Below are 11,683 nucleotides of genomic sequence, written 5' to 3' on the forward strand. Positions count from 1 at the left end.
AGGGGTGGCAGGTAAGTTCGCTCGTCATGCGAGCACTTCGCCGGTTCACCGTCCGAGCCAGCCTGCCGGAGCCCCTGTCCGCGCTGAGCACGCTCGCCACCAACCTGCGCTGGACGTGGCATCCGCCCACGCAGGAACTCTTCGCCTCGATCGACCCCCGCGTCTGGTCCGAGGTCGGTGGCGACGCGTTGCGCCTGCTCTCCGTCGTCGATGCGGGGAAGCTGGAGTCGCTTGCGAGAGACGAGCAGTTCTTGCTCAAGCTGCACGCGCTCGCGAGTGACCTGGAGCGGTACGTCCAGGGTCCGCGCTGGTACCAGCGGCGTCAGGAGGAGATCGTCCAGCGCCGGGAGCACGGAGCACCCGACACACCGTTGCCCACCAGCGTCGCGTACTTCTCGATGGAGTTCGGCGTGCACGAGGCGCTGCCGAACTACTCGGGTGGCCTGGGCATCCTCGCCGGCGACCACCTCAAGGCGGCCAGCGACCTCGGCGTGCCGTTGATCGCCGTCGGCCTGCTCTACCGGTCCGGGTACTTCCGGCAGTCGCTGTCGCTCGACGGCTGGCAGATCGAGCACTACCCGGTGCTCGACCCGCGTGGGCTGCCGCTCGAGCTGCTGACCGAGCCGTCCGGGTTGCCGCTGCTCGTCCACGTCGCCATGCCGGGCGACCGGATGTTGCGCGCGAAGATCTGGAAGGCGCAGGTCGGGCGCATCCCGTTGCTGCTGCTCGACTCCGATGTGGAGCAGAACGACGAGGACCTGCGCGGCGTCACCGACCGGCTCTACGGCGGCGACCAGAACCACCGCATCCGGCAGGAGATCCTCGCCGGCATCGGTGGCGTGCGGGCCGTGCGGACGTTCTGCGAGCTCACCGGGCACGCGCAGCCGGAGGTCTTCCACACGAACGAGGGCCACGCCGGCTTCCTCGGCCTCGAGCGGATCCGCGAGTACATCACCAACGACGGTCTCGACTTCGACCAGGCGCTCACGGCCGCACGCGCCGGTGCCGTGTTCACCACGCACACGCCCGTGCCCGCCGGCATCGACAGGTTCCCCGTCGACCTGGTCCAGCACTACTTCGGCGCCGAGAACCTCGTGCCCGGCGTCAACACGCAGCGCATCCTCGCGCTCGGCGCCGAGGACAACCCCGGCATGTTCAACATGGCCCACATGGGTCTGCGGCTCGCCCAGCGCGCGAACGGTGTGTCCAAACTGCACGGTGAGGTCAGCCGGGACATGTTCCGCGGCCTCTGGCCGGGCTTCGACACCACCGAGGTGCCGATCGGGTCGGTCACCAACGGCGTGCACGGGCCGACGTGGGCCGCGACCGAGATGAGCAAGCTGCTCGGAGCGTCCGAGGCGGACAGTCACACCAGCAACGGCCTGGGCATCGGCGCGTTCGAGCCGGTCACCGACGCCGGCCTGTGGGAGCTGCGCAGCACCCTGCGCGGCCGGCTGGTCACCGAGGTCCGCCGCAGGCTGCGGGAGTCGTGGCTGCAGCGCGGCGCGTCGGCGTTGGAGCTGGGCTGGACCGACTCCGTGTTCGACCCGAACGTGCTGACCGTCGGGTTCGCACGGCGCGTGCCGACGTACAAGCGCCTCACGCTGATGTTGCGCGACCCGGAGAGGCTGCGGTCCCTCCTCCTGCACCCCGAACGGCCCGTGCAGCTCGTGGTCGCGGGCAAGTCGCACCCGGCGGACGACGGCGGCAAGGCGTTGATCCAGCAGATCGTGCGCTACGCCGACGAGGCCGGCGTGCGGCACCGGATCGTGTTCCTGCCGGACTACGACATGTCCATGGCCCGGTACCTGTACTGGGGCTGCGACGTGTGGCTGAACAACCCGATGCGTCCCCTCGAGGCGTGCGGCACGTCCGGCATGAAGGCCGCGTTGAACGGTGGCCTCAACCTGTCCATTCGCGACGGTTGGTGGGACGAGCTCTACGACGGGTCCAACGGCTGGGCGATCCCGACCGCGGACGGCGTCAACGACCCGGTCCGCCGGGACGACCTGGAGGCCAACGCGCTGTACGACCTGCTCGGCTCGCAGGTCGCGCCGCTGTTCTACGACCGCGGTGACGACGGCGTGCCGACCCGGTGGATGTCGATGGTCCGGCACACGCTGGCCTCGCTCGGCCCGGTCGTGCAGGCCTCGCGCATGGTCCGCGAGTACGTCGAGACCTACTACGCGCCGGCTGCCGCGTCCGCTCAGACCGTCGTCGGTGAGGGCTACCGCGGCGCGAAGGAGCTGTCCGCGTACCGGCACCGGCTGCGCGCGTCGTGGACGCGGGTGCGGGTGCTCGACAGCGACCTGGTGCTCGGCGGTTCGTCCGTGCCGGTGCTCGGGTCGCCGGTCATCGTGCGCGCGCGGGTCGAGCTGGCCGGGCTGGAACCGTCCGAAGTGGACGTCCAGGTCGTGCTCGGCAAGGTGTCCCACGACTCCGACGAGCTGAAGGACATCGTGTCCGCGCCGATGAACTACGCGGGCAACGGCAACTACGAGGCGGAGGTGCCGCTGCCGCACGCCGGTGCGCTCGGCTACACCGTGCGCGTGCTGCCGCGTCACGGCCTGTTGGCGACTTCTGCGGAACTTGGCAGGGTCGTTCTGGCTGGTTGATCGTTTTACGAGATCGACACAGGGCATCCAGTTCGCCTTCAAACGGCGGGCTGGATGCCCTGATGTGTTCGTCTTCTTTGTTTCCTGTTCACTGCTGGTGACCTGCTCCAGGCGCGTGCTCGATTCAGGCCCTCCCTCAATCGAATGAGCCATTTTTCGAGTGGGTGAATTCACGATCTCCGCTGGTAGGGGGCCGTGTGCAGGCATACGCTCTGCCACATGGAATGAACCGCACCAGAATTCCGTATGGCATTTCCGGCGCGGCTCCACTGAATTGCGCATTGAGGAAGAAGGTAGCCGTGAGGAAAACGATTACCGCACTCTCGCTCGTCGCAGCTCTGTTCACTGCTTCATCAGTACCGGCTGCCAGTGCGACGCCTGCCGCGCCAGAACTCCCAGCCGCCTGCGCCGGTCTCGTGACCGATCTCGCCGGGAAGCTCACGAAAGTCGTCGGCAGCCTGTTGCCCATTCCGAACGTCGGTGCCGTGACACCGTTGATCGGCGATCTGCTCGGTCTGGTGACCGCGTTGCAGAGTTCCGGGTGTCTCCCGACACCGCCCGTGAGCGTGCCCGGCGTACCGCTGCCGGCGAAGGCCGTCGAGTACAGCGGCCCGGTCGACCAGTGCCTGCCGGTCGTGCTGAACCTGATCTCGACCATCGCGGGCCTCGGCGGCACGATCCTCGGCGCCGCCAGTGGTGGTCTGCCGGACGTCGGCAAGATCACCGGACTGCTGACGACGTTGCTGAAGACCGTCACCGACCTGCTGAGCAAGTGCGGCCTGCCGGCACCTCCCGGTGGTCTGCCCGCGCTCCCCGGCCTGCCGCTGCCGGTCGAGAACAGCTGATCTCCACGCGGGGTGGGAAAGGGCCCGTCACCGGTCTCGGTGACGGGCCCTTTCCTGTGTGCGGTGCGTAGTATTCCGTCCAATGCGGAATAGCTGTTACCACCTGCGCGGTCACCCATTTGCCGCAGTTCAAGTGCTTTTCCTGAATGCACACAATGGTGCGACTGATTCGTTTTCGTTCAGAAGGTGTGGTTAACCTGCGATTGCTCGATCCGCTGCTCTCAGATCGGAAAAACTGCAGATGATCAAGAAAGCAATCGTCCTCGGAGTCGCACTCGCAGGCATGGGCCTGTTCGCGTCCACCGCACAGGCCGCTCCCGCGCAGAGCCGGGATGTGCTGGACACGCAGCTCGTCGGTCCCATCTCGATCACCGCGCTGTCGCACAACCCGTGGACTCCCGGCAACGGCAACGTCACCGGATCGGGCAACATCGGAGGTAATGGCAACAACGTCGGAAACAACAACAACGGAGGTAACGGCAACAGCAACGGTGGCGGCGGCAACAACGTCGGCGCCGGCAACTCGGGCGGGAACGGCAACAATTCGCCCGGTTTCCCCGGCTGATCCGCCGAGATCTCCGTCGAGCTGATCTCCGGCCGGTCCGCTGATCTTCCAGCCGGACGGGCCGACCTTCCTCAGGTCAGCTGATCTCCAGACGGGCGCGGGTCGCCGCCACCCGCGGATTCCAGCCCGCGAGCTCGTGCGCTTCGGCCGCGAGCTCGCGGGCCTTCGCGTTGTTGCCGTCCGCCATCCACGCCCGTGCGATGGTGACCAGGTCGTCGGCCCTGTTCAGCGCGGTCTCGCTCGACTCGGCGGCGTACCCCGCCAGCTGCCTGGCCTTCGCCGTGTCACCCTCCAGCAACGCCATGATCGCGAGCGTCCCGTTCGCACGGTGCTTCGGGTATCCGGCGGAGTAGGCGTTGCCGAGCATGCCGCGGGCGGTCTCCAGCCCGACCTCGGAGGGGAACTGCCCCGCCTCCACCGCGTACACGGCGAGCCCGGCCGTGGTGGCCATGACGAACGCCAGTTCGCGCTCGCCCAGGTCCGGCCGCCCGGTCAGCCCGACGACGGTCTGCAGCGCGTCGAGGTACTTCTCGCGGGCACAGGCGGTCGCGACCTTGAGCCCCACCACGGTGAGCAGGTCCGAGTGGTCCTTCTCCAGCTCCTCGCAGATCCGCTCGGCCTCGTCGACGTCACCGCGCTCGTAGGCGTCCATGCCGGCGAGCACCCGCGGCCGCGCCTCGAGTTCGGCGAGCGGCCGCCCGGTGAGCTTGGGCAGCGTGAACACGAACCAGCCCAGGCTGGTGTAGGTGGGCTTCTCGACCGGCACGAGCTGCAGCAGGAAGCACGCCGTGGTGGCCAGCGCCAGGCCCTTGCCGAACGACGAGCCGATCGCGAGCCAGCTGACCGCCGCGACCGCCGCGCAGAACACGATCGCGAACGCGCCGGTCAGCACGGTCCGCCTGCGCACGCCCGGCTTCTGCCCGGTGATGCCGATCGTGGTGAGCAGCGGGATGTTCCGCAGCACGATCCGCCGGTGCGCCGAGGTCCACGACTTGAGCTCGCCACCGACGCCGATGATCAGGTGCGTGATGCGAAGTCCGAAGAGGACGGCTCCGAGCGCCAGGCCCACCTGTGCCGCGTTCACCCCCAGCAGCAACCCGACCAGCGCTCCGGCCAGTCCGAGGTAGAACTCCGAGAGGGTCCAGGCGATCGTTCCGGCCACGACCAGAGCGGTCGCGGCCCAGCGCACAACTGTCACGGTCTCCAGACGCTACCGGCGTGACAGCGGTTCCAAACGCACTTCGCAGTTCACACGACGGCTTGAGAGCCGCCTTCCCTGATCGGCAGCCCGGCCGCGCGCCAGTTCCGGTACCCGCCGACGAGGTCCGTGGCGTTCGCGAGCCCGATCCGCTGCAGGTCACGGGCGGCCAGCGACGAGGCCCAGCCCTCGTTGCACACCACGACGACGGTGGTGTCCGCGGTGAAGCCGGGCAGCCGCCAGTCGCCGACCGGGTCCAGCCGCCACTCCAGCACGATCCGCTCGACCACCACGGAGTTCTCGATCTCGCCCTCGGCCAGCCGGTTGTGGATCGGCCGGATGTCCACGACGAGCGCGTTCTCGAGCTGGTGCAACTCGTGCGGTTCGAGCCGCTTCAGGTGCGACCTGGCCTCTTCGAGGATGGTGTCGACGGTGCTCACGGGCCCTCCTGGTCGGCCAGCTGACGCAGTTCGGACAGGGGAAGGCGCTGCGCGGGCAACGGCGGGATCGAGTCGGGGATGTCGAGCAGCGACGCGTACTCGCGGGTCGGCACGAGCGGCGGCGAGTAGGCGTGCACGGTCGCGGCCGGCGCCTCGAACGGGTTCGTCACCTGGTGCGCCCGCCCGGACCCGAAGCCCAGCGCGTCACCGGTGCCGCGGACGGCGGACCTGATCGGACCGGCCGGGTAGCGGTAGTCCTCCTGCAGCGAGCCCGTCAGCACCGTGAACGACCCCGCCGACCCACCGTGGTCGTGCGGTTCGGTGCCCTGGCCGGGCAGCCACGACAACAGCCACAGCTCGACGCCCTCGGTCAGCCCCAACCGCGCCCACCAGCGGCGTTCGGTCGAGTAGTCGAGGACCGAGAGCAGGCCGGTGGTCAGCTCGCTCGCCACGAAGGAGGTCAGATCGCGCAGCTCGCGCGGCGTCCACAGCGACCGGGACGGATGGATCACGTCCCGCAGCAGCTGGCCGTCCAGCTCGGGGTGCAGGTCGAATTGATCTTGATCGGCGAACGTCGAAGTCACGTACTCGCTCCTGATGCCACGTCGGTACGGGGTAGCGATCAAGACGCGACGCAGGGCGCCTCAGCGCACGCGTCGCGTCGAGCTACACCCGCACGACGCCACGAGCAAGAGGTCGATCGTGCGGTCAGTCCAGCAATAGACGACCACAGCCCGCATGGTGCCAGACGCCGTCGGAGAGTGGCTAGAGCGTCCACTGCCTGGTCTGTGGTCTTCACCAGGGTTGCGTCCACCTGCTGGGACGCGGTACGCGACAGAGCATGGACCTCAGCCGCCGCAAGGCGCTCGCACCCGGTGCCGCCGCAACGTTGCTGCCAGGTACGGCCCACGCTGCCGCCACTCCGCCCGCGATCTTCTACTCACCACACCAGGACGACGAGTCGCTGTCCGCTCGGGCCGGATCGCCCCGGCGATGGTTCACGCAGCTTCAGCCTCGTGCACAACGGCAGCGTTCGGGACGCATCGCGGAGTTCACCTCTGCCGCCCAGCGCTTCGTTCAAAGCCGCCGCCCAGCGCCTCGGCGTCGACCGGGTGGTGATCAGGGGCTGGCCGGACCCGGCGGCGGCCGATCCGCACGAGTACATCGACCTGCCCTGATCATTGCTGCCCAGGTCACTGCGGCACGCGCAGCAACAGCAGCGAGCGCGCCTCGACCGTCAACTTCGCCTTGGGCCCGTACGCGCCAGGAGCGGCGGGGGAACCGTCCGCCGTCGTCGTGTCCAGGTACGGCTCGTACGACGGCCCGTAGCGTTCGTGCGGCATCGTCACGGTGATCGCGTCCGCACCGGCGTGCATCAGCAACAGCCACGAGTCGTCCGACACCAGCTCACCGTCCCGCGTGCGCGACAGGCAGTTCGAGCCGTCGATGAACATGCCGAGCGTGCGGCGCCCCTCGTCGAACCAGTCGGTCTCGGCCATCTCCTGCCCGTCCGGCCGGAACCACACCAGGTCCGGGTTGCCGCTGGGCGTGGTGCGGCCCTCGAAGAACTCGGGCTGCCGCAACGCCGGCGACGACGAGCGCAGGTCGATCAGGCGCTGGGTGAACCCGAGGAGCGCGTTGCCGGCGTCGGTCTCCGTCCAGTCGACCCACGACACCGCGTTGTCGAGGCAGTAGGGGTTGTTGTTGCCGCCCTGGCCGCGCCACATCTCGTCGCCCGCGGTCATCATCGGCGTGCCCGTCGACAGCACCAGCGTGGCGAGCAGGTTCCGCGCCTGCTTGGCCCGCAGCGTGAGGACCTCGGGATCCGTCGTCTCGCCTTCGACCCCGCAGTTCCACGAGCGGTTGTCGTTCGTGCCGTCGCGGTTCTCCTCGCCGTTCTCCTCGTTGTGCTTGTCGTTGTACGACACCAGATCGCGCAACGTGAACCCGTCGTGCGCGGTGATGAAGTTGATCGACTGCCACGGCCTGCGCAGGTCGTCCGCGTAGAGATCTGACGACCCGGAGAGCCGGTACGCGAGGTCGCGCACGGACGTGTGCCCGCGCCAGAAGTCACGGACCGTGTCGCGATAACGGCCGTTCCACTCGGCCCACTGCACGCCGAAGTCGCCGACGCGGTAACCGTCGCCCGTCGCGTCCCACGGTTCGGCGATCAGCTTCGACCGGCACAGCACCGGGTCCGTGGTGATCGCGGTCAGCAGGGCGCTGTCGCGGTCGAAGAACCCGCCGCCCGGCCGCCCCATCGTGGAGGCGAGGTCGAACCGGAACCCGTCCACGCCCATCTCGTCCGCCCAGTACCGCAGCGAGTCCGTGACCAGCCGCACGACCTGCGGCGACCCTGCGTCCAGCGTGTTGCCGCAGCCGGTGATGTCGACGGTGCTGCCGCCGCCCGTGTGCAGGTAGTAGCCCGGCGCGTCGTAGCCGCGGAAGCAGAGCGTCGGTCCGTCCGGCCCGCCCTCGCAGGTGTGGTTGTAGACGACGTCGATCAGCACCTCGATGTTCGCCGCGTGCATGGCGGCCACCATCGTCCGGAACTCCTGGATCTCGTTGCCGGGCTCGCTCGCGTACGCCGCGTGTGGTGCGCAGTAGCCCAACGGCGAGTAGCCCCAGTAGTTGCTCGCGCCCCTGCTGATCAGCGACGGCTCGTCCTGGAACGCCTGCACCGGCAGCAGTTCGACGCTGGTGACGCCGAGCCGGGTGAGGTGCTCGATCGCCGCCGGGTGCGCCAGCCCGAGGTAGGTGCCGCGCAGCTTCTCCGGGATCTCCGGGTGGTTCTTCGTGAAGCCCTTGACGTGCATCTCGTAGATGACCGCCTCTTCGAACGGCACCTCTGGCTTCACGCCGGTGTCCGCGCCGCCAGGTGAGCTGACGACGCTGAGGGGCACGCTGCCGAGCGAGTCGACGGCGGACGGCGGGCCGTGCATCGGGTCGCCCACGTAGCCGAGCGACGCCTCGAGGTCCGTGATCTTGCCGGTGATCTGCCGCGCGTACGGGTCGACCAGCAGTTTCGCCGGGTTGCACCGCAGTCCGCGCCCCGCGTCGTACGGCCCGTGCACCCGGAACCCGTACCGCTGGCCAGGCGTGACGCCCGGCACCAGCCCGTGCCAGACGCCGAAGGTCCGTTCGGTCAGTTCGACCCGCTTCTCCGCCCCGTCGTCGTCGATGAGACAGACCTCGACGGCATCGGCGACGTGGGAGGTCACCGCGAACCGGACACCGCCTGCTTCGGCGTGTGCCCCCAGTGGGAACGGTCGGCCTGCCAGCACCTCGGACTCGGGTCGCGTAGCCATACCTCCGATCTTGGCATCCGGGACCGACAAAAAACTTGAGAGTTCACACCGGCGGCGCAGTGGGCGCGCCCATCGCGTCGACCACCCCGATGAGTGGTCGGTGCAAGGCCGTTCGGAACAATGGGCTCGTGGCGGACGTCGACGTGACAGATCTGGTCGTGCACATGGCGGGCGTGTCGGTCCGTCGTGGGAAGAACGTGCTGGTCGGCAACATCGACTGGAGCGTGGAACTGGATGAGCGCTGGGTGGTGCTCGGCCCCAACGGAGCCGGCAAGACGACCCTGCTACGGCTCTCCAGTGCCGAACTGCACCCGACCAAGGGCAAGGTCCACCTCCTGGGTGAACGTCTGGGCAAGACCGACGTCCAGGAGCTCAAGCCTCGGATCGGGCTGTGCTCCGCGGCGTTGAACGGCCGCGTCCCCGGTGACGAGAAGGTCGTCGACCTGGTCGTGTCCGCGGGCTACGCGGTGCTGGGCCGGTGGCGCGAGGACTACGGCAAGGAAGACACCGACCGTGCGCGCGAGCTGCTCGGCACGCTGGGCATCGCGCACCTGGCCGACCGCCTGTACGGGACGTTGAGCGAGGGCGAGCGCAAGCGCACGCTGATCGCCCGCGCGTTGATGACCGACCCCGAGATGCTGCTGCTCGACGAGCCCGCCGCGGGCCTCGACCTGGGCGGCCGCGAGGACCTCGTGGCGAAGCTGTCGGAGCTGGCCCTCGACCCGGACGCGCCGGCGATGGTGCTGGTCACGCACCACGTCGAGGAGATCCCGCCCGGCTTCACGCACGCGCTGCTGCTGCGGGAGGGCTCGGTCGTGGCCCAGGGGCTTTTGGACGACGTGCTGACCGAGGAGAACCTCTCGAAGACGTTCGGCCAGGACCTGGAGCTGCAGAAGTCGGGGGAGCGGTTCTTCGCCCGCCGGAAGGTCTGAGAAGCTACTGCCGGGTAACGTGACACTGCTGTCGCGAGAAACATGGAGGGCCGCGTGGCTGAGTTCGTGAGGCTGGAAGTCGAGGACGGGATCGGGACGATCCGCCTGGAGCGGCCCCCGATGAACGCCCTGAACCGGCAGGTGCAGACCGAGCTCCAGGCCGCCGCGAAGGAGGCCTCGGAGCGTTCTGACGTCTACGCGGTCATCGTCTACGGCGGCGAGAAGGTCTTCGCGGCCGGTGCGGACGTCAAGGAGTTCGCGCAGATCTCCCACGCCGAGATGACGCTGCGGGCCAAGGGCCTGTCGGACGCTCTCGGCGCGCTGGCCTCGGTGCCGAAGCCGACGGTCGCCGCGATCACCGGGTACGCGCTGGGCGGCGGCTTCGAGGTCGCGCTGGGCTGCGACCGCCGGATCGCCGGCGACAACGCGAAGGTCGGCCAGCCCGAGATCCTGCTCGGCCTGATCCCCGGCGGTGGCGGCACGCAGCGCCTCGCCCGGTTGATCGGACCGTCGAAGACCAAGGACTTGCTCTACACCGGCCGGTTCGTCGGCGCCCAGGAGGCGCTCGAGATCGGCATGGTCGACGAGGTCGTCGCACCCGATGACGTGTACGCCGCTGCCGTTCGGTGGGCCAAGCAGTTCGTCGGCGGGCCGGTGCTCGCGCTGGCCGCCACGAAGGCGGCCGTCGACGGCGGTCTCGACACCGATCTCGAGTCGGGTCTGAAGCTCGAAAGCCACCTCTTCGCGGCGCTGTTCGCGACGGAGGACAAGAAGAACGGCGTGGAGTCGTTCATCGCGAACGGTCCCGGAAAGGCGAAGTTCAGTGGCAACTGATCCGGCACCGAACCCGCACGCGACGGCCGAAGAGGTCGAGGCCGCCTACAAGGACACCAAGCTCGCGCAGGTGCTCTACCACGACTGGGAAGCGGGCACGTACGACGAGAAGTGGTCGATCTCGTACGACGACCGCTGCATCACCTACGCGACGGAGAGGTTCCGCGCCGCCGCGGGTGACGTCGGCCCGTACGAGCACGCGCTGGAACTGGGCTGCGGCACCGGCTTCTTCCTGCTGAACCTCATGCAGGGCGACGTGATCAAGAAGGGCTCGGTCACCGACCTCTCGCCCGGCATGGTCGAGGTCGCGCTGCGCAACGCGTCGCACCTCGGTCTCGACGTGGACGGCAGGGTCGCCGACGCCGAGCGCATCCCGTACGACGACAACACGTTCGACCTCGTCGTCGGCCACGCGGTGCTGCACCACATCCCGGATGTGGAGGCGGCGATGCGCGAGGTGCTGCGCGTGCTGAAGCCGGGCGGCAAGTTCGTGTTCGCGGGCGACCCGACGAACATCGGCAACTTCTACGCCCGCAAGCTCGGCCAGGCGACGTGGTGGCTGACCACCAACATCACCAAGGCCGTGCCGGTGCTGGGCGGGTGGCGCCGTCCGCAGGAGGAGCTCGACGAGTCGTCCCGTGCGGCGGCTCTCGAGGCCGTCGTCGACCTGCACACGTTCGACCCGGACCAGTTGGAGGCGACGGCTCGTCGCGCCGGTGCCATGGGCGTTCGCGCGGTGACCGACGAGCTGTCCGCGGCTTTGTTCGGCTGGCCGGTGCGCACGTTCGAGTCCGCCGTGCCGCGCGAGAAGCTGGGCTTCGGGTGGGCGATGTTCGCCTACCGCACCTGGCAGAACCTCTCGTGGGTGGACCAGAACGTGCTGTCGAAGGTGCTGCCGCGCGAGGTGTTCTACAACGTGTCGATCACCGGCAAGAAGACTTCCTGA

At 68.8% G+C, this 11,683-nt stretch carries 11 protein-coding genes; 7 read left to right on the top strand and 4 right to left on the bottom strand.

Going from position 1 to position 11,683, the window contains the following annotated elements; translation table 11 throughout:
* The first annotated feature begins 26 nt into the window (after nucleotides 1-26).
* The 3 genes from glgP (at nucleotide 27) to ACWGE0_RS39165 (ending at nucleotide 4,025) form a co-directional block, all read left to right on the top strand.
* Nucleotides 27-2,615: an alpha-glucan family phosphorylase gene (gene glgP / locus ACWGE0_RS39155; protein WP_452265934.1), complete on the top strand. Its 2,589-nt coding sequence runs from the start codon at nucleotides 27-29 to the stop codon at nucleotides 2,613-2,615.
* Between the two features lie 299 nt (nucleotides 2,616-2,914).
* Complete coding sequence (locus ACWGE0_RS39160) at nucleotides 2,915-3,460, top strand: hypothetical protein (protein WP_452265935.1); 546 nt, start codon at nucleotides 2,915-2,917, stop codon at nucleotides 3,458-3,460.
* Between the two features lie 241 nt (nucleotides 3,461-3,701).
* Nucleotides 3,702-4,025 carry a hypothetical protein gene (locus ACWGE0_RS39165; RefSeq protein WP_452265936.1) on the top strand — a complete coding sequence of 108 codons (324 nt, stop codon included), beginning with the start codon at nucleotides 3,702-3,704 and terminating at the stop codon, nucleotides 4,023-4,025.
* Nucleotides 4,026-4,101: 76 nt separating this feature from the next.
* Here ACWGE0_RS39165 and ACWGE0_RS39170 read toward each other — a convergent pair whose 3' ends face one another.
* Genes ACWGE0_RS39170 through ACWGE0_RS39180 form a run of 3 tightly spaced genes read right to left on the bottom strand, consistent with a single transcriptional unit; the run spans nucleotide 4,102 to nucleotide 6,247 of the window.
* Complete coding sequence (locus ACWGE0_RS39170) at nucleotides 4,102-5,223, bottom strand: hypothetical protein (RefSeq protein ID WP_452265937.1); 1,122 nt, start codon at nucleotides 5,221-5,223, stop codon at nucleotides 4,102-4,104.
* A 50-nt stretch (nucleotides 5,224-5,273) separates the two neighbouring features.
* Entirely contained in the window at nucleotides 5,274-5,663 is a 390-nt protein-coding gene (locus tag ACWGE0_RS39175; RefSeq protein ID WP_452265938.1) for a rhodanese-like domain-containing protein, read from the bottom strand.
* Nucleotides 5,660-6,247: a cysteine dioxygenase gene (locus ACWGE0_RS39180; protein WP_452265939.1), complete on the bottom strand. Its 588-nt coding sequence runs from the start codon at nucleotides 6,245-6,247 to the stop codon at nucleotides 5,660-5,662. The genes ACWGE0_RS39175 and ACWGE0_RS39180 overlap by 4 nt, the downstream gene beginning before the upstream one ends.
* Before the next feature lie 432 nt (nucleotides 6,248-6,679).
* On the opposite strand from ACWGE0_RS39180, the gene ACWGE0_RS39185 reads away from it, so the two are divergent.
* Nucleotides 6,680-6,841 (top strand): hypothetical protein, encoded by a 162-nt coding sequence (locus ACWGE0_RS39185; RefSeq protein ID WP_452265940.1) that lies wholly within the window; start codon nucleotides 6,680-6,682, stop codon nucleotides 6,839-6,841.
* A 15-nt stretch (nucleotides 6,842-6,856) separates the two neighbouring features.
* On the opposite strand, the gene glgX is transcribed toward ACWGE0_RS39185, so the two are convergent.
* Nucleotides 6,857-8,971 (bottom strand): glycogen debranching protein GlgX, encoded by a 2,115-nt coding sequence (gene glgX / locus ACWGE0_RS39190; protein WP_452265941.1) that lies wholly within the window; start codon nucleotides 8,969-8,971, stop codon nucleotides 6,857-6,859.
* An 89-nt stretch (nucleotides 8,972-9,060) separates the two neighbouring features.
* Here glgX and ACWGE0_RS39195 point away from each other — a divergent pair, with 89 nt between their 5' ends.
* The 3 genes from ACWGE0_RS39195 to ACWGE0_RS39205 are packed head-to-tail and all read left to right on the top strand — an operon-like array spanning nucleotide 9,061 to nucleotide 11,683.
* Nucleotides 9,061-9,903, top strand: coding sequence for an ABC transporter ATP-binding protein (locus ACWGE0_RS39195; protein ID WP_319965875.1), 843 nt, complete (start codon nucleotides 9,061-9,063; stop codon nucleotides 9,901-9,903).
* 54 nt (nucleotides 9,904-9,957) lie between these two features.
* A complete protein-coding gene (locus ACWGE0_RS39200; RefSeq protein WP_191301169.1) occupies nucleotides 9,958-10,737 on the top strand; it encodes an enoyl-CoA hydratase/isomerase family protein in 780 nt (259 codons plus the stop codon).
* Nucleotides 10,727-11,683 (top strand): methyltransferase domain-containing protein, encoded by a 957-nt coding sequence (locus ACWGE0_RS39205; protein ID WP_452265942.1) that lies wholly within the window; start codon nucleotides 10,727-10,729, stop codon nucleotides 11,681-11,683. Before ACWGE0_RS39200 ends, ACWGE0_RS39205 begins: the two co-directional genes overlap by 11 nt.

This window comes from Lentzea sp. NPDC054927 (assembly GCF_053610285.1).

Excerpts from the sequence above, each read along its gene's own strand:
- glgP (WP_452265934.1), top strand. The coding sequence starts at position 27 with ATGCGAGCACTTCGCCGGTTCACCGTCCGAGCCAGCCTGCCGGAGCCC.
- ACWGE0_RS39165 (WP_452265936.1), top strand. The coding sequence starts at position 3,702 with ATGATCAAGAAAGCAATCGTCCTCGGAGTCGCACTCGCAGGCATGGGC.
- glgX (WP_452265941.1), bottom strand. The coding sequence starts at position 8,971 with ATGGCTACGCGACCCGAGTCCGAGGTGCTGGCAGGCCGACCGTTCCCA.
- ACWGE0_RS39195 (WP_319965875.1), top strand. The coding sequence starts at position 9,061 with ATGAGTGGTCGGTGCAAGGCCGTTCGGAACAATGGGCTCGTGGCGGAC.